This window comes from Methylobacterium sp. GC_Met_2, assembly GCF_026540795.1.
In the GTDB taxonomy this organism is placed as follows: domain Bacteria; phylum Pseudomonadota; class Alphaproteobacteria; order Rhizobiales; family Beijerinckiaceae; genus Methylobacterium.
The window spans coordinates 1-23,942 of record NZ_JALNUM010000019.1; the positions used below are offsets into that span (position 1 = coordinate 1).

Below are 23,942 nucleotides of genomic sequence, written 5' to 3' on the forward strand. Positions count from 1 at the left end.
CCGAGAATCGGCGCGGCTCAGGCCGCGCCCCTGACCTGACGTTCGGCGAGGCCGCTTCCGCAAGGGAGCGGCCTCTCCCGTCATGGCCCGCCGGCGAACGCGCCCGCAACGACCATGATCAGCGCCTCGATGTCGATCCGACCGTCGATCCGTGCGTAGCCCGACTCCGACAGGTCGATCGTCGGCGCGGGATCGTCCGCCTCCGATTGGCGTTTCAGTTCCGCCAGGATGGCGTCCCGCACGGTGGTGTTCAGATCCATCGAGTTGGCTCCCCGTCAGCCGCGTAGCGGAGAGCACAATCCTCTGGTGGTTCCGCCTGCGACACGCGGCTAACCGCCGGTTCGCAGGGGGCCGCTCAGGCCACCGAGGGTCGGCGGGCGCCCGAGCCCGGTTGCGAGGCGCGCCCCGGCACCAGCGACAGGCCGGCCGAAAGCAGGGCGAAGACCACCAGGGGCAGGAGGCTCAGGGTGAAGCTCCCGGTCCCATCCTTGATCGCGCCGATCAGGTAGGGCCCGAGGAAACCGCCGAGGTTCCCGACCGCGTTGATCGCCGCGATGCTCGCCGCCGCGGTGGCGGGGAGCATCTGCTCGGTGGCGAGCGCCCAGAACGGACCCTTGAGCATGTAGACGCCGACTGCCGCCACGGCCAGCGCCGCGACAACCGGGCCGAGGCCCGTCAGCACGGTGCCGCCCGCGAGCCCGAGCGCCAGGACCAGGAAGGAGAGCGCGAGGTGCCAGCGCCGCTCGGCCATCCGGTCGCTGTGCCGCCCCCAGAGGATCATGGCGACCGACGCGAAACCGTACGGGATGCTGTTCAACAGCCCGGTCTCGAAATTGCCCAGGCCGAAGCTCTTGACGATCTGCGGGGTCCAGAACGAGAGCCCGTAGCTGCTCGCCGTCGAGCCGAAATAGATCGCCGCGAACAGCGCGAGACGCCGGTCGCGCAGGATCTCCCACAGGGGCGGCTTGGCCGCCTGCCCGCGCTTCGTGTTGCGCGCCGTTTCGGCCTGGAGCTGCCGCTCCAGCCAGTCGCGCTCGGCCGCCGGGAGCCAGGCCGCGTCCCGCGGGCCGTCCGGCAGCAGCCACAGGACCGCGCCGGCCATCAGCACCGCCGGCAGCCCTTCGAGGATGAACAGCCACTGCCAACCGGCGAGCCCCAGACCGGTCACGTTGAGCAGCGCCCCGGAGATCGGAGACCCGAGGAACGACGAGATCGGGATCGAGATCATGAACACCCCGATGATCCGCGCCCGGTAGGCCGAGGGGAACCAGTAAGTGAGGTAGAGGATCACGCCTGGGAAGAACCCGGCCTCGGCCAGCCCCAGCAGGAATCGCAGGCCGACGAACGACCATGGCCCCTGCACGAGCGCCATGGCGGCGGAGATCACCCCCCAGGTCACCATGATCCGGGCGATCCACAGCCGCGCCCCGAAGCGTTCCAGCATCAGGTTGCTGGGGATCTCCATCAGGAAGTAACCGAGGAAGAAGATCCCGGCCCCCCAGCCGAACACGGTCGCCGAGAGGCCGACATCGTGGTTCATCTGAATCGCCGCGAAGCCGACATTCACGCGGTCGAGGAAGGAGATGAAGTAAGCGAGGATCAGAAACGGCACGAGCCGCCAGCTGATGCGTCGGATTGCCGAGCGTTCGAGGGCGGCCTCCTCGGGGGAGCCGGGTGTCGGGTCGGTGGTCGCAGAGCCAGTTATGGGGCCGGTCATGGGGCCTGTCCTCGTCGCGCGTCGCGGGGTCCGCGCGGATTCGAGGCAGGCCGAACAAAGCCGCGACGGCGGCGTGACGGACCTCTCGGGCTTCCTCGCGGGCCGGTCATCTCTGGCGGTGACCTGTGCCGGTCCTGCTTAACCCGATCCCGGCGCGGCTGGGAAGCGCGCGCGATACCGTAACAGATCGGATTTGTTGATGGTTTGAAGGTATTCGTAAGCCAGAAGAGCTTCGAAGATCGCGCAGGCTGAGCGTTTCCCGTCGCCAACGCGTACAGCGTTTCGCGGCAGGCCCTGTTCCGCCAAGGCTCTCCGGACCGCCCGCTCACACGGGCCATTCCGCCCTTCGCCGGATCCGCGGGGCAAGGCCTGAGGACCGATCGTGTCGCTGGCCTCGACAGCCAGCGTCGGTGATCTCATTCCTGATCGGGATGCGGATCGGATCTCCGGACCGTGATCTTTCCCGCATGCTCGCTATTCGGAACTGCAGCCCAGCCATAACGGGCGGCTGCGTCCGCCTGCTCGGGCGTGACAGCGAGTTCGCCATGGACGAGCCGATCACCCAGAACATCGAGCCAGAGATCACCGGACTGATCGGCGACGTCACCCGGCGTCACGATCGGGGCCTGAACCATCGGCGCGTCGAAACCCGGCGCCGTCGGAAAGCCCAGAGTTCCGAAATCGGGCGCTTCGATAATCTTCCGCGTCATCGCTTGTCCTCGCCTTTCGAGGGGCGACGTGCCCCACATCCGATACGCCACCCCCTGCGTACCGCAGGCCGCGCCCCGTCATACCGCGGTCTTGGCATGCGCCCGAACCGAACGCTGATCCTTCATCGGCAGGGCCCATCGTATCGATAAGTCGCGTCGGGGGAATCTCGCGCGTTTCGAGGGCCATCGCCGAGGGATCGGGGAACGCGCATCCGACCGGGCGGCAGCGGCGAGACGGAACGCCTCCCTCAACATACGGTCGGCCTGAAAGGATCCGAGCCCAGAAGCCGGTCGCTGCCAGGCCGGGATGACCCGGATCGGGCCCTAGCCCACGGCGCGGTACCGAGAGGCGACGCAGGCAGCCCGACCACAGCGGTGAGGCTGCAGCGGCGTGGCGTCCGTACCATGCCGAGGCGCGACGCACCGCCCAGAACGCTTCGTTAGTCGTAATCCCGGATTCGCAGTCCGCCGCCTCGGGCCGGCGGCCTTCATCAACCCGGATGATACGAAAAACTCCTAGTGGTTTTGTCGAAACTATTCAGTCTTTCGCCTGAATTCGTGCCGTGCCCATCACCGTGGATTCAGGTCCGCTGCCCGGCCCAATTAGGAAGTTGAGCATGCCCGAAAGCTTACGAGCGGGTGAGATGAGCGTCTCGCTGAAGCGCAGTTCCACCGCGTTTCTCGCGGTCGCCGCGATGAGCGGCCTGGTGAACCTGCTTACCCTGACCGGCTCCTTCTTCATGCTGGAGGTCTATGACCGCGTCATCCCCAGCCGGTCGATGCCGACGCTGGTCGGTCTGTGCATCCTGGCGCTGACGCTGTTCGCGGCCCAGGGCCTGCTCGAAGCCTCGCGCGCGCGCATCCTCTCGCGCATCGGCGCCGCCCTCGACCTCGACATCCGCGCGCGCATCTTCGGCCTGAGCCTGCGGGCGCCCCTGCGCGGCACGCGGGCCGAGGAAGCGGGGCAGCCCCTGCGCGATCTCGATCAGCTCCGCTCGTTCCTGGGTGGGTCCGGGCCGGCCGCTCTCTTCGACCTCCCCTGGTTGCCGGCCTATGTCGCCCTGTGCTTCCTGTTCCATCCCCTGATCGGCGCTGCGGCGGTCGGCGGGACTTTGCTGCTCGTCGCCCTGACCTGGATCACGGAAGCCAACACGCGGCGGCCGATCCGCGCGGCCTCCGCGCACGCGGCGCGGCGCCAAGCCCTGTCCGAGGCCGCGCGGCGGAACGCCGAGGTCGTCGCCGCGCTGGGCCTGCAGAGCGCCCTCGCGCGCCGCTGGGAGGAAAGCCATCAGGATTACATCGAGGCGCAGCTGCGTGTCTCCGATGTGTCGGGCGGTCTCGGCTCGATCCTGAAGGCCTGCCGGATGGCGCTCCAGTCAGGGGTTCTGGCGCTCGGCGCGTGGCTGGTGATCAACAACCAAGCCACCGGCGGCATCATGATCGCCTCGTCGATCCTGGTCGCCCGCGCCCTCGCACCGGCGGAACTCGCCATCGCCAACTGGAAGGGGTTCGTCGCCGCGCGTCAGAGCTGGGCGCGGCTCACGCTCGCCCTCGCCCAGCTGCCCCCCGAAGCCGAGACGCTGGCATTGCCGCCGCCGCGCGGAACCCTGGCGGTGGAGGCCCTCGACCTGATGCCGCCGGGCACGCGACGTCTGACGGTGCAAGACGTGAGCTTCCGCCTCGCGGCCGGTCAGGCCCTCGGCATCATCGGCCCGTCGGCGTCGGGCAAGTCGAGCCTGGTGCGCGCGCTCGTCCGCGTCTGGACCCCGGCACGGGGCGAGATCCGGCTCGACGGCGCCTCCCTCGACCAGTGGTCCGCGGAGCGGCTCGGCCCGCATATCGGCTATCTGCCGCAGGAGGCCGAGCTGTTCGCCGGGACGGTGGCCGAGAACATCGCCCGTTTCCAGAGCGGCACCGAGTCCGGGACGATCGTTGCGGCGGCCCAGGCCGCGGGGGCGCACGAGATGATCCTGCGCCTGCCGCAGGGCTATCAGACCCCGCTCGGCGACGGGGGTGCCGGCCTCTCGGCCGGCCAGCGCCAGCGCGTCGGTCTGGCCCGGGCGCTCTACGGCGATCCCTTCCTCGTGATCCTCGACGAGCCCAATGCCAACCTCGATGCCGATGGCGAGGCCGCACTGACGCGGGCGATCCAGGGGGTGCGAAGCCGCAGCGGGATCTGCATCGTCGTCGCCCACCGACCGAGCGCGCTGGCCGCCGTCGATTCCGTGCTCGTGATGGCGGACGGACGCCTGCAGGCGTTCGGCCCGAAGGATGACGTCCTCAAGCGTGTTCTGCGGCCCGTCGGGGCAGAGCGTGCCGATCAACAGAGGGTGAGCGCGTGATGTCGGCAGGATCCCCCATCCTCACCGGATCCGGCATGGATCTGACCGCACGCACGCGGCCGCGACGCCATCCGCGCGCCTCCATACGGCGCCAGCTCGTCTTCGCCGGCGTCCTCTCCGTGGCGCTGGTGCCGGGTCTGGCCGGCTGGGCCACCATGACCTCTTTCGCGGGCGCGATCATCGCCCCCGGCCAGCTCGTGGTCGAGTCCGAAATCAAGAAGGTCCAGCATCCGACCGGCGGCGTCGTCGGAGAATTGCTGGTCAAGGATGGCGACCATGTCAGGGCCGGCGACGTCCTGATCCGCCTCGACAAGACGCAGGTCCAGGCCAATCTCGACATCACGCTCAAGGCGCTGGACGAATTGGCGGCGCGCCGCGCCCGCGAAGAGGCCGAGCGGGACGGTTCCGCGGCGATCCTGTTTCCGCAGGATCTGGCGATGCGAAAGGGATCGAGCCCGGAAATCGCCGCCCTTCTGGACGGCGAAAGCCGGCTGTTCTCGGCCCGACTGGCCAGTCGGGATGGACAACGCGCGCAGATGTCGGAGCGCATCACGCAGCTCGAACAGGAGAGCGGCGGCTTGACCGAGCAAGCCTCCGCGAAGGCCCGGGAGATCAGACTGATCGGCGAGGAGCTGCAGGGCGTCCGCAGTCTGTACGCCAAGAACCTGGTCCCGGTCACCCGGGTGAGTGCGCTGGAGCGGGATGCGGCGCGCCTGGATGGCGAGCGGGGCCAACTCGTCGCCTCGATTGCCTCCGTGAAGGGCAAGATCTCGGAAATCCGATTGCAGATCCTGCAGGTCGACGCCGAGATGCGGACGGAAGTCGGCAAGGATCTGGCCGACATCCGAAGCAAGTGGTCCGAACTGGTCGAGAAGCGGATCGCGGCGGAGGATCAGCTGCGGCGCGTGGAGATGCGGGCGCCGCAGAACGGGGTCGTGCATCAGATGAGCGTGCATACGGTGGGCGGATTGGTGGTGCCCGCCGAACCCGCGATGCTGATCGTACCCGATGCGGACCGGCTGGCCGTGGAAGTGCGCATGCAGCCGCAGGACATCGACAGCGTGCAGCAGGGACAGGCTGCGGTCCTGCGCTTCCCGGCCTTCAACGTGCGGACCACGCCCGAGATCGAAGGCCGGATCTCGCGGCTGTCCGCCGACGTGACCAGCGATCCGAAGACCGGACAGAGCTTCTATACCGTGCGCGTCGAAATCCCGGCGGACCAGCTGGAGCGGCTGGGAACGGTGCGGCTGGTGCCCGGGATGCCGGTCGAGGCCAATCTCAAGCTCGGCGAACGTACGGTGATGAGCTACCTCCTCAAGCCGCTTCAGGATCAGGTGTCGAAGGCATGGCGTGAGCGCTAACGGATTTGCTCTGGCGAACCGCACGGTACACGATACAAGACCGAACGCCCCCGGCCGTCCCACCCGACGCCCTGATCCTGAGGCGTCGAAGCGCAGCGGAGGCCCCGAAGGAGGCCTCCGGGGCTCGTGCGGCTGGCTGGCACCCTCCTTCGAGGCTCTCGCTGCGCTCGGATCTCAGGATGAGGGAAATTGGGTGGGATCGCCGATGACCCGGCAACGGGATACTGTCGTGTATCGCGATCGGGCGCGGCCCGAAGAGCGCCCAAGAGCCGAAGCAAACGCCGAACGCGTGTCCGGCCTTTGACTGGCTCATACGGCCGCCGGAGATCAACCGTGCGTCCGCGCGGGCCCGGGTCGGCCTTCGAGCGTTGGAGGGTCCGATCACCGCCCACCCCATCGCCCGGCGGCAAACTTGCGCGGCGAAGGCAAAAATCGCTGCTCGTTCCAGCGACTTGGCGCACGTGTCATCAGCGACTTAGTACATAATCACTCAGCAGTTTTCTGTTCGATCTGAATATGAACGCGTTAGCGCGCGAAGAACGGCGGCAGACCTCTCTTTGTCTCGTCGCATACGCGACGGATGATCGGACGCCAGTAACTATTGATAAAAACGCGGAAATCAGCAGACGACGTGTCTGGATGCGATCACGCCAGCCTAAAAGCCGACGCCCAGACTGAAGACCTTATCCCAGACGCCTGCAAAGTGTCGGTATCGAGAAAAGAATTATAGCGCTCCACTTGAAACGGGCAGAGCCTCAATTCGCTCTAAAATATTATTACATACGAGCCGTCACCGCCATCAATTAGGTTTATTACTTGTGTCAAGCTTAACGCCGAGCTAAACGGCAAAGCTGTGGCAGCGCGCGGACTGGGACTCGGTTGGCTTCGCCGTCTTCAGGTACCCGGCGGCTACGCCCACCCAGCCGGATCTGTATAGGGGCTCATCGCATGAACGCTGCAGAACGCAGCTTGGCTGCGGACGAACCGTTGGCGCCCATGACGTCCGGCAGCCAGCAGCCAAGCGCGACTCTGCGAACCGGGTTGGATGTCGCTGCCGCGGCCTTGGCGCTGGTCCTGCTGGCGCCGCTTCTGGCGCTTGTCGCGCTGCTGGTGCGTCTGGACAGCCCGGGTCCGGCGCTGTTCCGTCAGACGCGGACCGGCCTGAACGGGCGCTCGTTCCTGATCTACAAGTTCCGGACCATGCACGTGCAGGAGGACGGGGCGGTGGTCTCGCAGGCGCGCCGGGGCGATGCCCGCCTGACCCGGCTCGGCGGGCTCCTGCGCAGCACGAGCCTGGACGAGCTGCCGCAGCTGATCAACGTGCTGCGTGGCGAGATGGCGCTGGTCGGCCCGCGTCCCCACGCACTGGCCCATGACCGCCATTACGGCGCGCTGCTGAGCGCCTATTCCGGCCGCTTCGCGGTGCGGCCCGGCATCACCGGCTGGGCTCAGGTCAACGGCTCGCGCGGCGGCACCCCGCAGCTGGCCGACATGCAGCGCCGGGTCGAGTTCGACCTGTGGTACATTGAGAACCAAAGTTTCGCTTTGGATCTCAAGATCCTGGCCGCCACGGCGCTTCACGTGCTCCCGGGCCGCTCCAACGCCTACTGATCCGATGCGCTGCGCGACGGCAAGTGTTGCGGGGCGGCCGTCAGCCCGGACAGAGCCGGATCCGACGGGTCATGCCGGGGAGCTTGAACGGTGTCCGATCCGTCGTCCTCAATGATCGGGGCGCTTAACGCCTCATTCAGGAAGTAACCGACGCATGCCAGCATCATGATGGCCCAGCCAAGCATGCGCCCCCCAATGGATCGGTTTGCCGTGGTGGTCCTGATGCCTCGAAGCAGCATGCACGGACAGATACCAAGTCGCACACCAAGCTGAAGCTATCATTAACTGCGGTCTCCTAACTGAGCGATCCCCTCTCTAGGCTCGATCGCGCGGCCGCGGTCTTTGAAACACCCGCTGTCGGATCTGCGTGTCTGTTGCACTGCGCCGGCCTGCGCACCTCGGATGCGAACGATGCCGCACGCCTGGATGGTCGCGATCGGTCCGGCTTGGAGCCAACATCCACGACTTGGCTCGCGCGGGTCGTTTCAGCTCAAGACCCCAGGCTCAGACACAGCGCGGGTTGGCGCAGGCGTTGAGCCGCGTCGGGGTCGATCATCCCAGATGAATTTCCGTTTGCGCGATCGCGAGGCGGCTGCGTTGCTTGGACGACGACCGACTCCGCTGATACGCCAGGAAAAACCCGATCGAAATCGCCAGGCCACCCGCTGCCAAGGAGCCGATCAGGATGGCGTAAGGGCCAAACCAGGGCCAAGTCCCGATAACGGCAAGTAGGCCACCGATCACGGCGGGCATGAGTACAGCGATCATCTGAGTGTTCCCTTGACGACAGATATGGATTTCAACGACCCTCACTGCACGATCGTCGCGACAGCGCGTGGGTCAAGCTGCCTTGATCAACCCTGCTCTTTCATCATGAACCGCAAACGACACGGGCTACTGTTTCAAATACTCTATAATATTTTATCAAATCGCAATATGAACAACCTGATCTAAACTTTCTTGGTCACTTGTCGAGGATCGAACGATCTGCAGGGCGCCGCCTTGAACGATCGATATGCGCAGCCGGCCCGGAACGGCATGCAAGAGCACTTTGCGCCGAAGTGAACTCCGGTTCGGCGCAAGACAGTACGTCCCGACAAAGGCTTGGAGCCGGGCACGCTTATATCTGTTGCAGGGCGCGGCGCGGCGCGGTCGTCGCCGACCCGGCGTCGAAACGCGATGGGGCGTTCAGGCCATCTGTCCTATCCGCAGGTTGAGCACGGCGATCGGACAATCAGCTTTCGTCAACGCGTCTATTGATTTCAATTCGCAATCTCAAGGAAGATCCATTCCGCTTCCCATTTCTCGAGTCATCTTGATCAACGACATCCGGATTTTGCACGACGTGTCGGAGACCACAAGGATGTGTTTTTACGCAGTCGCCCGATTAAGCAATTTTCTGACGTCATGAGATCTCGAAAATCTGCACATCCTGGCAAGCCAATAGATTTCCTTGAAGGCTAAAATGAATCTTCATGACCTCAAAAGATATGTTTTAATCGAAGAGCTTGAATAAAATTCTCTAATTCCATGATTGATTGATAGACAAAGGATGATCGGCGTTCACCGAGGCTAGACGTGAGAACTACGTCGCGTCACATCGATGGGCCCTGTGGCCTCACTTGGGCGGTGCTTGGATCGGAACGACGCTCGCAGGCAGGACTTAACCACGTTCCCGCGTTGTGGCGCCCGAGACCGGGACGTCTGAAGGCGAGGCCCCATCCTGCTCGGGCCCGCGCGCTCCACGGGACATCAGACCGAAAAACGCGCATGCGCCGGAACGCCGTGAGGGACGGATAGCCTCGATCGATATCGAGGCTTGCGATCGGGGGGCCGCCGAAACCCCGCATGATCATCAGGAACTGATCGCGAGACGCAAACTTGGACGACACGCCCCGCCCGTCGCCGTCACCCTCGGGACCGTGATCGCAGCCCTGCGCATCGTCAGCCTTGCCGGGCTGACTTGCCAAGTTGGCTTGCTAAGTTGGCTTTCTAAAACGCCGGCTAACCAGTTTGCAGAAACAAGGACGGACGCGTCACTCTATCCAGTTCAACACTGTCGACCCGATCCACCATGCGGCATAGCCCCAAGCGCCGATCACGGCCAGCGTGGCGGCGGCCAACACACCGACCGACAGCCACTCTGTCGGGCTTCGATAGCGCGGTCTGCTGGTCTTCTCTGGGATGCTCAACGGCTTCTCGTCACTGCCCATCTCTATAGAACCGAAACGAAATCTGGCTTCAGGGCAGGACTTGCTTCAACCTAAATCGAAATATTTTTGATTGATAAAGGAAACTCAAAACTTCACCAGCGGAATCTACTTAGGTAAATCCGGCAGAACGCTAGGGTTCAGCGCCAGGAGCGGATCTCTTGGATTGCGAGCAGACTGAAGCGTGACCAGACACGCAGTCGCTCATGAACACGGACAGGCGCAAGGGCTGGCCAGACCTTGTTCAGGGCCAAGTACGCCGTCGCAGCAGCAATAAGAACTGCTGCGATCACGCACAGACAGGCAACGATCGATGCGTCGCGCAGCTGGATCACGCCGGATTTTGCTTTTCGCCCTCTTTCCTGGATTTGGAGAGTGACGTGAGCTGTTTCCGCCATCGAGCCTTCCGGTTTCAACCGGGCGTGAACTACGCATATCCGGGATCCTATGTCGATGCGGCGAACCCCGGAGCGCCGTGTGATCGAGCGGCTGTGATGAGCCGCGTGCGTGCCGTGCGTCCCGGCCTGCGGCCGAGGAGGGCGACGCGCTGCAGCCCCGTCAGAGCGCATAGCCGATTCCGGACCATCCCTTGCAGAGACCGAATGGTCCAGGAACGGAGGGACGCGATGGCTGTTCAGAGCGGAACACTTTTGGCTCGGACCAAGACCCTGTGTCCCCGACGGGGGGGCCCGACCGATCTCCGTCTCGCACGATCCGCCCTGCGGATTGCCCTCCCCGCCTGCATTGCCGTCGCGAGCCTCGGCACCGCGCTGGCCAATCCCTCCCAGGTGCGGCCGGCTGCCGATGTGACCCGGATGGCCAGCGGCGCGACGTTACGCGCGAGATTGTCTCCTGCCGCTGCCTTTGCCCGCACGGAAGCCCTCGCCCGGCGCGCGCTCGGCTCGATCTGCGCGGGGTGCGGGTCCGGTCCAAGCCGGAGGGCCGGCCCTGTGCACGCCTCCTCCACGTCCGCCCGGTTCGGGACGTCGACCAGCAACCCGGCGATGGCCGCCCGCGAGCGAAACGTGATGGCGCGGTAAGGCACGCTCCGCACGAGCCGAGACCGGTCTGGCCGAGATCACGTCAAAACAAAGCCGCAGAGCCGTGGTCGATGGCTATGCGACCGAGCACGGGTCCAGCCATAGGGCGGTGGGAAGCCGGTGCGCGAGCTCTGCAACGCGCGTCTGCGCCCTGCGTATGCCCCGCTCCGCGGGTCGGGCCGATGGCCGGACGCTTGCGACAGCGATCCGGCCCACACCACCGTGCCCGGCATGATTCGAACATGGGGTAATCAATGATCAGAGGCGCTCGGCCGCTCATGATTGTGCTTGGAACGATGCTGCTCCATAGCTCCCTGCACGCGCAGGACGGTCGGGCACCCTTCCCGGCCGCTGTGACGACCGCCCCCACGGTCACGTCCAGGACGACCCCGTTCAGGACCGGTCCCGAGACCGCCTCCAGGAAGGCCGCGCCCAAGACGACCACATCCGGGGCGGTGCGGAAGGCCCACGGTTTCAGCTTCCGCAAAGCGGAGGCCGGCAACGCCCTCGCGATGCGCTGGACCTGTGTCGGGTGTACCGCCCAGAAGCACCCCCGCCCGGACTCGGACGATCGGTCCGGCCGACCCAACGTCCCCGACGAGCCGGTGATCTTGGACCCGGCACAGGCGCCCGTGATCGAATAGATGGGATCGACCGTGACGCGCACGGCACCCGGGGATCAGATGTAGCTTGAAGCCAGCGCCGGTGAGCCCTCCAGCGCGTGGGCGAGCATCTCCAGGCCGTTCGTGATCTGCTGCCGGGTCGAGGGCCCGCCGAGGCAGAGGCGGACCGCCTCCGGGGGCGTGCCCGTCACGCAGAACGGATCGCTGCCGACGACGCCGAGGCCGGCGGACCGCCCCTGGCTGGCGAAGGCCGAGCGGGTCCAGCCCGCCGGCAGGGTAATCCACGCATGGAAGGCGTGCGGATCGGCCGTGTAGGTCTCGGGTGGAAGCAGCGCCGCCGCGAGGCGCTGGCGGGCGGCCGATTCCGAGCGCACGAACTGCACGATCGCCTCCGCGGTCCCATCGTTGATCCAGCGCGTCGTCAGCGCCGTCGCGATCGGCGAGGCCATGACGGTGGCAGCTCGCAGGGCGCCGCCGAGCGGCAGGGCGGCCCGGGCGCTCGGGGCGACGAGGTAGGCGAGGCGCAGGCCAGCGCCCAGGCACTTGGCGAGGCCGGCCACGTAATAGGTAATCTCGGGGGCGAGTTCCGCGAAGCTCGGCGGGGGCGTCGGGCAGATGCGCGCGTAGGCATCATCCTCGATGATGGTTACGGCATACCGGCGCGCCACCGCGATGATCGCCTCGCGCCGCGACCGCGACAGGGTCGCGGTGGTCGGGTTCTGCAGCAGCGGATTGAGATAGAGCGCCCTCGGAGCGGCCTTGGTGCAGGCGGCCGCGAAGGCGTCGGGGTCGATCCCGTGTCGATCCATCGGCAGGCCGACGAGGCGCAGGCCCCGATGTGCCGCCAGCGTCCGGATGCCCGGATAGGTGATGCGCTCGGCGCAGATCGTGTCCCCCGCCTGGGCGACCTGCCCCAGCACGCCGAACAGGGCGCTGTGCCCGCCCGGGCAGATCAGCAGGCGCTCCCGGGTCGCCACGATCCCGCGGCCCCTCAGCCAGCGCAGGGCCGCCGCCTTGTCGTCGTCGGTCCCGCCAAAGCCCTGGTAGCGCAGCAGGTTGGTGAGATCCCCGGACAGCTCCGCGAACGACGACCGCATGCGGGCCTGCAGGGCCGGCTGATCGGGCTCAGGCGGCAGGTTCATGGTGAAGTCGACCGGCCCGACCCGGGGCGCCCGGGCGGCCCCGCTCGGCCGGGCCGCGCCCGCCGGATCGACCACGAAGGTCCCCTGGCCGACGCGCCCCTCGATCAGGCCGCGCTTGTGCGCCTCCACATAGCCGCGGGACACGGTGGTGAAGTTCAGGCCGATCGCCTCTGCCAGGGCGCGCTGCGTCGGCAGGCGCAGGCCCGGGCCGAGGCGTCCCGTCCGGATGTCGTCCGCCAGGGCCTCCGCGATGGCCAGATAATGGGGCTTGCCCCAGCGCTTGAGGTCGGGCGTCCAAGCATCCGCCGCGCCGGTTCGGCTGTCCGGCCACCCCTCCTGCTCCGTCGGCTTCATCGGTTCCGCGCCCAGGCCATCAAGATGCGATCAATGCCTGATTGTATGGCTTGCAAGCACCATACCGTGCGCGCGCTCCTGCATATCGTAGCATGGATCCATACAATTCATACAATCTCTGACGCGGCAGCAAGCAGTCCATGGGCACTCTAGGCGCACAGCATGCTGCTTGATTGAGCGATCGACCAACAATCATTTGCGCTGCATTGATCGCGCCTTTGTATGTATTTCTGATCGGCGCATTGCATGGACTGTTGATCGCTCTGAGCTGGCACGTCGCTTGCCATTACGGGATTCGATCGCACGCAGCCCCCCTCTGCCGCGGTCCAACCCATCGAGGAGCGTGTGCAATGCCTGCCGTGAACCGCGACCCCCACAAGAAGGGCGACTTTCTGGTCGATTATGAGGAGAAGGTCTTCGAGGATGTGAAGGCCGAGCCGGGCCAGAAAGCGCTCGTGACCTTCCACACCGTTGCGTTCGAAGGCTCGATCGGCCTCGTCAACCTGCTCCAGGCCACGCGCCTGCAGCGGAAAGGCTTCGAGACCTCGATTCTGCTCTACGGGCCGGGCATCACGCTCGGCGTCCAGCGTGGCTTTCCGCGGCTGGGTGACGAGGCCTTCCCGGGCCACCTCAACTTCAACAACCAGCTCGAGAAGTTCATGGCCGAGGGCGGCAAGGTCTATGCCTGCCGGTTCTCGACCCAGGCCCTGTACGGCCACGGCGAGGCCGCCTTCATCGAGGGCATCCGCATGATCAATCCCCTCGACGTGCTCGACTGCATGCTCCTGCACAAGCGCGACAACGCGGTGATCATCGACACCTGGACCGTTTGAGTCGCCTGGACCGTCTGACGCTCGTACCCGGCGGTCGCGCAAGCCGCGCAGCCGCTGGTCCAGCCGGAGGATCATCCATGTCAGAGTGCCGGCCAGAGACCCGAATCGTACGCGCGGCTGCCGTCCAGATCGCGCCGGACCTCGACCGGCCGGAGGGCACTCTGGAGCGCGTGCTCAACGCCATCGACGAAGCCGCCGCCAAGGGCGCGCACTTTATGGTCTTCCCCGAGACCTTTGTGCCCTACTACCCCTACTTCTCCTTCGTCCTGCCGCCCGCGCTGCAGGGGGCGGAGCACCTGAAGCTCTACGAGCGCGCGGTGGCGGTGCCGGGGCCGGTGACCCAGGCGGTCTCGGCCGCCGCACGCCGCCACGGCGTGGTGATCGTGCTCGGCGTCAACGAGCGCGACCACGGCTCGCTCTACAACGCGCAGCTGATCTTCGATTCCGACGGGGCGCTGAAGCTGAAGCGCCGCAAGATCACCCCGACCTACCACGAGCGCATGATCTGGGGTCAGGGCGATGGTGCCGGCCTCACCGTCGTCGAGACGGCCGTCGGCCGGGTCGGAGCGCTGGCCTGCTGGGAGCACTACAACCCGCTCGCCCGCTACGCCCTGATGGCGCGCCACGAGGAGATCCACGCCGCGCAATTCCCGGGCTCGCTGGTCGGCCAGATCTTTGCCGACCAAATGGAGGTCACGATCCGCCACCATGCCCTGGAGGCGGCCTGCTTCGTGGTCAACGCCACCGGCTGGCTCACCGACGCGCAGGTAGCGCAGGTCTGTCCGGACGAGCGCCTGCGCGGCGCCTGCCAGGGTGGCAATTGCACCGCCATCGTGTCGCCCGAGGGCAAGCACCTCGCCGATCCGCTTGGGCCCGGCGAGGGCATCCTGATCGCCGACATGGACCTCGCGCTGGTGACCAAGCGCAAGCGGATGATGGACTCGGTCGGCCACTACGCCCGGCCCGAGCTTCTCAGCCTCTTCCACGACGACCGCCCGGCCGCGTTCGTCCACCCGCCAGCCCGTTCGCAGCCCGCCCCCCGGAGCCTCGACCATGAGCAGCAGCCCGCTTCCGACGAGTCTGTCCCCCACGGCGCCGGTCACGACGGGCCTGATCGGGATGCCGACGGAGCGCCTGATCAACGCGTTGCAATCCTACGGCGTTAGGCTGGCCGACAGCCGCGCCGGGGCCCCGAGCCGCCGCGGCGGTGCCGGCCCCTCGGACCACAAGGCCATGACCATCGCGGGCCGCACCGTGATGGTGCCGGTCCACACCGAGACCGCCTTCGACTCGCCCTTCCTCGTGCGCCGGCCGGATGCGGACGGGATCGCGGTGATCGAGCACGAGGGCGTCGTGATCGGACGCGCCACCTTCCCGGGCAAACCGCGTTTCTACGGGCTCTCGACCTTCGACGGCGTGCCCTACTCCAAGATCGCCGTGCTGCACGGGCGCGACGTCCTCGCCACCACAGTGCTGCAGACCTGCATCCGGTACGCGAGCCGCACCAAGACCTGCCAGTTCTGCGCGATCGGCCAGTCGCTGGCGGCCGGACGCACCGTGGCGCGCAAGACGCCGGAGCAACTCGCCGAGGTCGCCCGCGCCGCGGTGCTGCTCGACGGGGTCAAGCACATGGTGATGACCACCGGCACGCCGAACGCCACCGACCGCGGCGCCGCGATCCTGTGCGAGAGCGCCTTCGCGGTGAAGGCCGCTGTCGATCTGCCGATCCAGGCCCAGTGCGAGCCCCCCGACGACGACCGCTGGTTCGAGCGGATGAAGGCCTCGGGCATCGATGCGCTCGGCATGCATCTCGAGGCCGTCACCCCCGAGGTCCGCGCCCGCATCATGCCCGGCAAGGCCAGCGTGCCGCTGGAACGCTACTTCGACGCCTTCACGGCCGCCGTCCCAGTCTTCGGCCGCGGCCAGGTCTCGACCTACATCCTCGCCGGCCTCGGTGATACGCCGGAGGCAGTCCTGGCGATGGCCGAGCGCCTGATCGGGATGGGCGTCTACCCGTTCGTGGTGCCGTTCGTGCCGATCTCCGGCACGCCGCTGGAGAGCCACCCGGCCCCCGGGCCCGATTTCATGCACGCCATCCTGAAGCCCCTCGCGGAGATGCTGGCCACCGCAAACCTGCGTTCCACCGACATCAAGGCCGGCTGCGGGCGCTGCGGCGCCTGCTCGGCGCTCTCCGCCTACGAGCGGACGGGGGCAGCCTGATGTTCGACCCCGTTCCACCCTACCGGCCCAATAGTTTTCACGTGAAATTAGCGATTGCGTGCTGGGAGCGTCGCGCCTGCGCGGCCCTGCGCCGCCAGGTCTTCTGCGCCGAGCAGGGCCTGTTCTCCGGTGATGACCGGGATGCGGTCGACGCCCACGCCATACCGATCTGCGCCCTCTCGACGCTCGGCGGCGAGGCCGATGCCGTGGTCGGCACCGTGCGCATCCATGCGGTGCCGGAGCGGCCCGGCGAGTGGTGGGGCTCGCGCCTCGCGGTCGCCAAACCGTTCCGGAGCGCAGCCGCGCTCGGCACCGGTCTCATCCGGGTCGCGGTCTCGGCAGCCCATGCCAGGGGCTGCACCCGCTTCCTCGCGCATGTGCAAGAGGCGAATGCCGCACTGTTCGAGAGCCTGCACTGGACGAGCCTCGACGCGCTGGACCTCCACGGACGCCCGCATCGCCTGATGGAAGCCGACCTCGCGGCCTACCCGCCGATGCACGATCCCGAGCACGGCCTCATCACGCTGCGCAGGGCCGCGTGAGCACCGCCCCCGACATCCAGGCGCTCGCCCGCCACATCCGCGAGGCCCGCGGGGTCGGCCACAAGCGCGACATCGACGCCGTCGTTGCGCGGCTCGGTCTCGCGGGTCGGCACGCCGCGATCCCGGTCGGCGACGATTGCGCGGCGATCCCCGACGGCGACGGACACCTGCTGCTGGCCATCGAGGGCTTCCTCGACGGCTTTGTGGCCGAGGATCCATATTTCGCGGGCTATTGCGGGATCATGGTCAACCTGAGCGACGTCGCCGCCATGGGTGGGCGCCCGATCGCGGTGGTCGACGCCCTGTGGAGCCGGGATGCCGGGGCCGCGGACCCGATCCTGGCCGGCCTGTCGGATGCGGCAGCGCTCTACGGCGTGCCGGTGGTGGGCGGCCACACCAACACCCGTGCGGCCACCGGCAATTTGGCGGTCGCCGTGCTGGGGCGAGCGGGTCCGCGCCTCCTGACGAGCTTCGACGCCGCGCCTGGCGACGACCTCATCGCCGCCATCGACCTGCGCGGGCGTTTCCGCGAGCCGCACCCCTACTGGGACGCCTCGACCGGCGCGCCGGGGGACCGGCTGCGCGGCGACCTGGCCCTGCTGCCGGGCCTTGCCGAGGATGGCCTGGCCCGCGCCGCCAAGGACATCAGCATGGCGGGCATCGTCGGCACGGCGCTGATGCTGCTCGAATGCTCGGGTGTCGGCGGCACCATCGACCTCGATGCGATCCCGCGCCCCGCCGACGTCCCGCTGGCGCGCTGGCTGACGGCCTTCCCGAGCTTCGGCTACCTCGTGAGCGTCCGCCCCGACCGGACGCCGGCCGTCACCGCGCGCTTCGCCGAGCGCGGCATCGCGACCGCCCCGATCGGGCATCTCGACGCCAGCCGGGTCGCCCGGGTGCGGGATTCCGTGGGGGCCGAGGCCGTGGTCTGGGATTTCGCGGCCGGCCCGCTGATCGGCTGCGGCCGGGACGACCCGGGGGCTGCCCCGTGAGAACCCTGCGCATCGCCATCCTGACCCATTCCACCAACCCGCGGGGCGGCGTCGCGCATTGTCTGGCGCTGGCCGAGGCCCTGTGCGCGCTGGGCCACGAGGCCGTGGTCCACGCCCCCGACCCGTCCGGACGCGGCTTCTTCCGGGCGGCGGCCTGCCCCACCGTGGCGGTGGCGGCCCAACCGGTCGCCGGCTCGACGGTCGATCTCGTGCACGCCCGCATCGACGACTACCTGCGCCACTTCGAAGACGCGGCGGCCCGCGATTTCGAAGTGTTTCACGCTCATGACGGGATCGGCGGCAACGCGCTGGCAAACCTGACGCACCGGCGCCTGATCCCAGGCTTCGTGCGCACCGTCCACCATGTCGATCACTTCGCCGACCCGGTGCTGGCCGACTGGCAGGCGCGTTCGATCCGCGAGGCCGGTCGCCTGCTCTGCGTCAGCCGCCTTTGGGCGGACTGGATCCGGAACGAGATCGGCGCGAAAGCCGAGATCGTCGGGAACGGGGTCGATCTGTCGGTCTATGGCGACGCGCCGACCGGGGTGGATGCCGCCCTGCGCGAGCGCTGGGGGCTCGGCCCGGGGCCTGTGGTCCTGAGCGTCGGCGGCTTCGAAGCGCGCAAGAACACGCTGGGCATCATCGCGGGTTTCGCCCGGCTGCGGGCCCGCCACCGACAAGCGCAGCTCGTCATCGCCGGGGGTGCCTCACTCCTCGACCATGCGGCCTACCGCGCCCGCTGCCAAGCAGCCCTGGATTCCGAGAGGCTCGCGGTTGGCCGGGGCGCGGCGGTCATCGAGACGGGCCCCGTCCCGCAGGCCGAGATGCCGGCGCTCTACCGGGCCGCGGATCTCCTGGCCTTCCCCTCGTGGACCGAGGGGTTCGGCCTGTGCGTGCTGGAGGCCATGGCGTGCGGCACCCCCGCGATCGTCTCCGACCGGCCGCCGTTCACCGCCTATCTGGCGCCGGCCGACGCGCTGTTCGTCGATCCCGCCGACCCGGACGCCCTCGCCGACGCCATGGCGGCGGCACTCGTACCGCAGATCCGGGCCCGGCTGCGGGCGGCCGGCCGCGGGCGCGCCGCCGCCCTGTCCTGGCGCGCCTGCGCCGAGCGCCACGACGCGACCTACCGGGCCTGCGCCCGGCGGACGCCGATCCCCGCCTGAACAGCCCATCCGCCCGAACCCGCGCAGGAGTTGGCGCCATGACCGCCCCGATCCCTCACAGTCCCGTCGTCATCGTGGGCGGCGGTCAGGCCGGCCTCTCGGTCAGCCACCACCTCACGCAGCGCGGCATCGACCACCGCGTGTTCGAGAAGCACACAGCCGCCCACACCTGGGCGACGCAGCGCTGGGACACGTTCTGCCTCGTCACGCCGAACTGGCAATGCGACCTGCCGGGGCACCCTTACGACGGGCCGGACCCGGACGGGTTCATGAAGAAGGACGAGATCGTCGCCTATCTCCAGGCCTTCGTGGCGAAGGTGAAGCCGCCGATCCGCGAAGGCGTCGCGGTCACGCGCGTGGCGCGGCGGGACGACGGCCTGTTCGCGGTGCAGACCTCGGATGGGGACTACACGGCCGACGAGATCGTCGTCGCCGCGGGCGGCTACCACACCCCGATCATTCCGCGCATGGCCGAGAGGCTGCCGGGCACGATCACACAGATCCATTCCAACCAGTACCGCAACCCAGCCCAGCTGCCGGACGGCGCCGTGCTGGTCGTGGGCTCCGGGCAATCGGGCGCGCAGATCGCGGAGGATCTGCACCTTGCCGGGCGCCAAGTGCATCTGGCGGTGGGCGATGCGCCCCGCTGCGCCCGCTTCTACCGCGGCCGCGACGTCGTCACATGGCTCGCCGACATGGGCTATTACGACATGACCGTCGAGAACCACCCGCTGCGCGACGGCGTCCGCGACAACACCAACCACTACGTGACCGGGCGCGACGGGGGCCGCGACATCGACCTGCGCCGCTTCGCGACCGAGGGCATGCAGCTCTACGGCGTGCTGGAGGATTACGCCGACGGAGCCTTCCGCTTCCGCGACAATCTCAAGCGCTCGCTCGATCAGGCCGACCGGACCTACAACAGCATCAACGCGGCCATCGACACCCACATCGCCAAGGCCGGCATCGCGGCGCCGGCGCAGGCGCCCTACGCCCCCGTCTGGGAGCCGGGCGCGCCCGTCACCGCGCTCCCCCTCGAAGGCTCCGGCATCACCAGCATCCTCTGGTGCATCGGCTTCACGCCGGATTTCCGGTGGCTCGACGCCTCCGTGTTCAACGGCGCGGGCCATCCCAAGCACCGGCGCGGCGTGACCGCCGAGGCCGGCATCTCCTTCATCGGCCTGCCCTGGCTGAACACCTGGGGCTCGGGCCGCTTCGGTGCGGTCGGCCGCGATGCCGAATACCTCGCGCAGGTCATCGCGGCGCGCCTCGGCACCGGGGACGCGGCCATGAGGGTCGCGGTCTGAGGGTCGCGGTCTGAGATCGATCGTCGCGCGCGGAGATCTTGTTTTCAGCGGATCACGATTTGCGCGCGGCCCGAACGAACTTAGGAGGACACCAAAATATCTGACATTTAAAATTACTTTCTTTCCAATATCAATACTGGCGATTCCGCAGCCTCAGCTGTCGATTTGCCTTTTCAGGAAAGGGTAAATTTACTAGACGCTGCGCATTGCTGCGCTGCGCCGAACTCGGATCGGTGCGACGCGGCTGAAACCGCTGCAGATCCTTGTGGTTCCGCCATGCCCTTGCCGTTCCGTACGGGCCCTGGCGGGTAAGGGGCGTATGGCCGATGTCGTGCTCGCGAGTTGTACGGTCCCTCGGGATCCTCGACGGGCGGATGCGGCCCTCCGCATGGCTTCTGGCGACGGTCAGCCTGATCGCCCTGCAGGGCCTCGCCGGGCCGGCGCGCGCCGCCGAGCGCCCCCAGCCCCAGGTGGTCACCGGCGCGAATGGCCAGGACGGGAAAGTCTTCATCCTGCAGCGGAACACCCCGGCGACGCCCGGCGGGGATGGCGGCGACCTGAGCCTGATCGATGTCGATACCGCAGCCGCCGGGCGTGACCCCGCGGCGACGATCCAGATCGGCTCGCAGGGCGGGCGCGGCGGACGGGGCGACGATTACGGCACGGGTTCGGTCTTCGGCGCCAAGGGCGGTCGTGGCGGCGCCGTGTCGGTGCTGCTGTCGGAGGACGTGACCGGGCAGGGCGACCAGACCGACCCGGCCGGGCAGGCGGCGTTCAGGCCGGCGCCCCGATTCTGGGTCTATTCCATGGGCGGACCAGGCGGTGACGCCCTGACGAATTTCGGCGGCGGCGGCGATGCCGGCCCGGTCGCCCTGACCCTGTCGTCCGCGGTCTCGACCGTGGGGCAGGCCTTCCTGGCCGTGCGGGTCAGCGCAACCGGGGGTGACGCCGGTTCGGGGGGCACGGCCGCCGACCAGACCGCGTTCAGGACGGGCGGGGCCGGCGGCGCGGCCTCGCTCACGGTGACGCCCTCCGGCCGGGTCGGCACCGACGGCGTCGGTGCCACCGCGGTGATCGTCGAATCCCTCGGCGGCGCGGGCGGTGACCGCGCACGGATGGGCACTGCCTACAGCAAACCCCAGGTGACCCAGGGGGGTGCGGGCGCGCTCGCGAAGCTCGACATGGCCGGGACGATCCGGACGGCCGGCGACTACGCCTTCGGCGCCCTCGTCCAGAGTGTCGGCGGCCGGGGCGGAGACCAGGGCGATTCCGGCGGACGCGACGGCACCCGGGGTGGGGACGGCGGCACCGTCACGGTGACCCAGCGCGGCACGGTCGTCACGCAGGGCGAGTACGCCCTGGGCGTCGTGGCGCAATCGGTCGGCGGCCCCGGCGGCAAGGGCGGCGGCGGCGTCTTCGGCGGCGGCACCGGCGGCGATGCCGCCACGGTCGGATCGGTGACGCTGACCAACAGCGGCACCGTGATGACCGCGGGCACGGGGGCGATCGGCCTGGTGGCGCAGAGCATCGGCGGCGGCAGCGCCGATGCGGCCCTGCCCCTCTCGCCGCTCGCCGTGCGGTCCACGACGAAGGGCGGCGGTGCCGGGGGCGAGACGCTGTGGTTCTCCAGCGGCGGCACCGGCGGAACGGGGGGCTTCGGCGGCACCGCCGAGATCATCAACGCCGGCGGCCGGATCGCCACGAGCGGCGAGGCCGCCTACGGGGCCCTGGTCCAGAGCATCGGCGGCAGCGGCGGCAGCGGCGGGCGCGCCTTCACGGCGGGCGCGTTCATCGCGGTCGGCCTCGGCGGCAGCGGCGGGGGCGGGGGCGATGGCGCCCTCGCCACGTTCACCGGCCTCGGCGGTACGATCGAGACCGGCGGCGACGGCGCGACGGGCGTCCTGGTCCAGAGCATCGGCGGCGGCGGCGGCGCCGGCGGGGACGCCAAGAGCAAGGCCGTGGGCTTCGCGCTCGCGGCCTCCTGGGCGATCGGCGGGAGCGGCGGCCGGGGCGGACAGGGCGGCACCGCCGCCATCGAGAGCACGACCACCGTGACGACCCTCGGGCTCGGCGCCGACGGTCTCACGGCGCTCAGCATCGGCGGCGGCGGCGGCGTGGGCGGTCTCGCCGACGCGACGGCGATCGCGTTGCCCTTCGTGACACCGACCGGCAACACGCTGCCGAGCTTCGCGTTCTCCACCGCGATCGGCGGGTCCGGCGGGGATGGCGGCGCGGGCGGTACGGCGCGCATCACCAACGGCGGCGCGGTCACCACCTATGGCGACGGGGCGGCCGGCCTGCGCGCCCTCAGCGTCGGCGGCGGCGGCGGCATCGGCGGCGACGCGGCGGCCTACGCGCTGGCCGTCGCACCGCCGGGGCAGATGGCCGTGGCGGCCACCACGACCCTCGGAGGCACGGGCGGCGGCGGCGGCAACGGCGGCAGCGCCCGCGTCACCAACAACGGCACCGTGCGGACCTCCGGCGATAGCGCATCCGGCATCGAAGCCGTGAGCATCGGCGGCGGTGGCGGCTCCGGGGGCGGCGCGACCGCGACGACCAACACCCTGAGCCTGCGCCAGAACATCGCCATCACCCGGGGCATCGGCGGGAAGAACCGCGACCAGAGCGGCGGGACCGGCGGCGGCGGCGGCAGCGGCGGCGAGGTCTCCGTCACGCAGGCGGGCCGCGTCACCACCGGGGGCGACGCCGCGATCGGCGTCCTGGCCCTCAGTGTCGGCGGTGGCGGCGGCAATGCCGGCCCGGCCTCCGCGATCGCGACCTCCGGGATCTCCTTCGATAAGACCCTCAACGACATCGTCGGCAAGCTCCCGATCGCCGATACCCTGACGGGTATCCGACACCGTCGGCGGCTCGGGCGGCACCGGCAATCGCGGCGGCCTCGTCGGGGTGACGAACGAAGGCGCGATCGCGACCGGCGGCTCGAACGCCACCGGCATCCAGGCCCAGAGCATCGGCGGCGGCGGCGGCAATGGCGGCGATGTGTCGAGCACCGCCACGGGCAAGCTCACGATCACCCGAAAGCTCGGCGGGACCGGCGGGACCGGCAGCACGGGCGGGTCCGTGACCGTCACCAACGACGCGGCCGGCACGATCACGACCGCGGGCGCCGGCGCGCACGGCATCCTGGCCCAGAGCATCGGCGGGGGCGGCGGCACGGGCGGCAGCCTCGCGGCCGGGACCGAGGTCTCGCCCGATGCCGTGGGCGAGATCTGGCAGCAAATCAAGCAGGCGATCGGCGTCGAGGCCTACCAGAAATGGGCCGCCGACAAGGCCAACACGGACGACAAGAAGGCCCTCGACCAGTTCCTCAAGGACATCAAGTCGAGCGACACCTACAAGGGCCTCGCCGACACGCTGAAGAACTCGGATTTCGCCAAGGCGCTGAAATCCTACGCGACCAACATCGGGTCCTATCTGGAGGCGCAGAAGAAGACCGCGACCAAACTGCCCGACGTCTCGGCGACCCTGGCCCTCGGGGGCGACGGAGCGAACGGCGGCACCGGCGGCGAGGTCAACGTCAAGAACCTCGGGACGATCACCACCTTCGGCGCCTCCGCGCACGGGATCATGGCGCAGAGCATCGGCGGCGGCGGCGGCCAGGGGGGCGTGTCCTTCGCCGAGGCCACCAACCGGACCAACCTCACGGCGACGGTCGGCGGTTCGGGCGGCACGGGCAATCAAGGCGGCTTCGTCGGGATCATCAACGCCGGCACGGTCGCCACGCAGGGTGACGCCGCCTACGGCCTCTCCG

Annotated in this window: 19 protein-coding genes; 12 read left to right on the forward strand and 7 right to left on the reverse strand. The window is 68.7% G+C overall.

All coding sequences use genetic code 11. The features are described 5' to 3' along the window. Positions 1 to 80 precede the first annotated feature (80 nt). From OXS49_RS09455 to OXS49_RS09465, 3 genes are all read right to left on the reverse strand, one after another. On the reverse strand, positions 81 to 260 hold the full coding sequence (locus tag OXS49_RS09455; RefSeq protein ID WP_244000475.1) for a hypothetical protein: 180 nt from the start codon (positions 258 to 260) through the stop codon (positions 81 to 83). 95 nt (positions 261 to 355) lie between these two features. Continuing rightward, the gene (locus OXS49_RS09460; RefSeq protein ID WP_267423755.1) at positions 356 to 1,717 is read right to left on the reverse strand and encodes an MFS transporter; all 1,362 of its coding nucleotides are present in this window, start codon (positions 1,715 to 1,717) and stop codon (positions 356 to 358) included. 416 nt (positions 1,718 to 2,133) lie between these two features. Further along, positions 2,134 to 2,427 carry a hypothetical protein gene (locus tag OXS49_RS09465; protein WP_267423756.1) on the reverse strand — a complete coding sequence of 98 codons (294 nt, stop codon included), beginning with the start codon at positions 2,425 to 2,427 and terminating at the stop codon, positions 2,134 to 2,136. Between the two features lie 644 nt (positions 2,428 to 3,071). Between OXS49_RS09465 and OXS49_RS09470 the strand changes: the two genes are divergently transcribed. The 3 genes from OXS49_RS09470 to OXS49_RS09480 all read left to right on the forward strand — a co-directional run bounded on the left by OXS49_RS09470 (position 3,072) and on the right by OXS49_RS09480 (position 7,741). Next, entirely contained in the window at positions 3,072 to 4,769 is a 1,698-nt protein-coding gene (locus OXS49_RS09470; protein ID WP_267423757.1) for a type I secretion system permease/ATPase, read from the forward strand. Positions 4,770 to 4,804: 35 nt separating this feature from the next. Next, positions 4,805 to 6,130 carry an HlyD family type I secretion periplasmic adaptor subunit gene (locus OXS49_RS09475; RefSeq protein WP_244000468.1) on the forward strand — a complete coding sequence of 442 codons (1,326 nt, stop codon included), beginning with the start codon at positions 4,805 to 4,807 and terminating at the stop codon, positions 6,128 to 6,130. A gap of 1,041 nt (positions 6,131 to 7,171) precedes the next feature. Then, entirely contained in the window at positions 7,172 to 7,741 is a 570-nt protein-coding gene (locus OXS49_RS09480; RefSeq protein WP_267423758.1) for a sugar transferase, read from the forward strand. 552 nt (positions 7,742 to 8,293) lie between these two features. Here the strand turns inward: OXS49_RS09480 and OXS49_RS09485 are convergent. The 3 genes from OXS49_RS09485 to OXS49_RS09495 all read right to left on the reverse strand — a co-directional run bounded on the left by OXS49_RS09485 (position 8,294) and on the right by OXS49_RS09495 (position 10,349). Further along, positions 8,294 to 8,509 carry a hypothetical protein gene (locus OXS49_RS09485; RefSeq protein ID WP_244007238.1) on the reverse strand — a complete coding sequence of 72 codons (216 nt, stop codon included), beginning with the start codon at positions 8,507 to 8,509 and terminating at the stop codon, positions 8,294 to 8,296. Positions 8,510 to 9,777: 1,268 nt separating this feature from the next. Beyond that, a complete protein-coding gene (locus OXS49_RS09490; RefSeq protein ID WP_244007240.1) occupies positions 9,778 to 9,954 on the reverse strand; it encodes a hypothetical protein in 177 nt (58 codons plus the stop codon). A gap of 137 nt (positions 9,955 to 10,091) precedes the next feature. Beyond that, positions 10,092 to 10,349 carry a hypothetical protein gene (locus tag OXS49_RS09495; protein WP_244007242.1) on the reverse strand — a complete coding sequence of 86 codons (258 nt, stop codon included), beginning with the start codon at positions 10,347 to 10,349 and terminating at the stop codon, positions 10,092 to 10,094. A gap of 938 nt (positions 10,350 to 11,287) precedes the next feature. Here OXS49_RS09495 and OXS49_RS09500 point away from each other — a divergent pair. After that, positions 11,288 to 11,635: a hypothetical protein gene (locus OXS49_RS09500; RefSeq protein WP_244007243.1), complete on the forward strand. Its 348-nt coding sequence runs from the start codon at positions 11,288 to 11,290 to the stop codon at positions 11,633 to 11,635. 35 nt (positions 11,636 to 11,670) lie between these two features. Here OXS49_RS09500 and OXS49_RS09505 read toward each other — a convergent pair whose 3' ends face one another. Then, positions 11,671 to 13,110 (reverse strand): PLP-dependent aminotransferase family protein, encoded by a 1,440-nt coding sequence (locus OXS49_RS09505; RefSeq protein ID WP_244007245.1) that lies wholly within the window; start codon positions 13,108 to 13,110, stop codon positions 11,671 to 11,673. 350 nt (positions 13,111 to 13,460) lie between these two features. On the opposite strand from OXS49_RS09505, the gene OXS49_RS09510 reads away from it, so the two are divergent. The 8 genes from OXS49_RS09510 (at position 13,461) to OXS49_RS09545 (ending at position 23,922) form a co-directional block, all read left to right on the forward strand. Continuing rightward, complete coding sequence (locus OXS49_RS09510; protein ID WP_244007247.1) at positions 13,461 to 13,943, forward strand: MSMEG_0572/Sll0783 family nitrogen starvation response protein; 483 nt, start codon at positions 13,461 to 13,463, stop codon at positions 13,941 to 13,943. A gap of 77 nt (positions 13,944 to 14,020) precedes the next feature. Further along, positions 14,021 to 15,109, forward strand: a complete 1,089-nt coding sequence (locus OXS49_RS09515) for a Nit6803 family nitrilase (protein ID WP_244007249.1) — start codon at positions 14,021 to 14,023, stop codon at positions 15,107 to 15,109. Then, positions 15,063 to 16,163 carry an MSMEG_0568 family radical SAM protein gene (locus tag OXS49_RS09520; RefSeq protein ID WP_244007298.1) on the forward strand — a complete coding sequence of 367 codons (1,101 nt, stop codon included), beginning with the start codon at positions 15,063 to 15,065 and terminating at the stop codon, positions 16,161 to 16,163. Before OXS49_RS09515 ends, OXS49_RS09520 begins: the two co-directional genes overlap by 47 nt. After that, positions 16,160 to 16,705, forward strand: a complete 546-nt coding sequence (locus OXS49_RS09525) for an MSMEG_0567/Sll0786 family nitrogen starvation N-acetyltransferase (RefSeq protein ID WP_244007300.1) — start codon at positions 16,160 to 16,162, stop codon at positions 16,703 to 16,705. The genes OXS49_RS09520 and OXS49_RS09525 overlap by 4 nt, the downstream gene beginning before the upstream one ends. Then, complete coding sequence (locus OXS49_RS09530) at positions 16,702 to 17,697, forward strand: sll0787 family AIR synthase-like protein (RefSeq protein ID WP_244007251.1); 996 nt, start codon at positions 16,702 to 16,704, stop codon at positions 17,695 to 17,697. Before OXS49_RS09525 ends, OXS49_RS09530 begins: the two co-directional genes overlap by 4 nt. Further along, positions 17,694 to 18,863, forward strand: coding sequence for an MSMEG_0565 family glycosyltransferase (locus OXS49_RS09535; RefSeq protein ID WP_267423759.1), 1,170 nt, complete (start codon positions 17,694 to 17,696; stop codon positions 18,861 to 18,863). Before OXS49_RS09530 ends, OXS49_RS09535 begins: the two co-directional genes overlap by 4 nt. A 38-nt stretch (positions 18,864 to 18,901) precedes the next feature. Continuing rightward, positions 18,902 to 20,170: an MSMEG_0569 family flavin-dependent oxidoreductase gene (locus tag OXS49_RS09540; RefSeq protein WP_267423760.1), complete on the forward strand. Its 1,269-nt coding sequence runs from the start codon at positions 18,902 to 18,904 to the stop codon at positions 20,168 to 20,170. Positions 20,171 to 20,544: 374 nt separating this feature from the next. Beyond that, complete coding sequence (locus OXS49_RS09545) at positions 20,545 to 23,922, forward strand: hypothetical protein (protein ID WP_267423761.1); 3,378 nt, start codon at positions 20,545 to 20,547, stop codon at positions 23,920 to 23,922. Positions 23,923 to 23,942 lie beyond the last annotated feature (20 nt).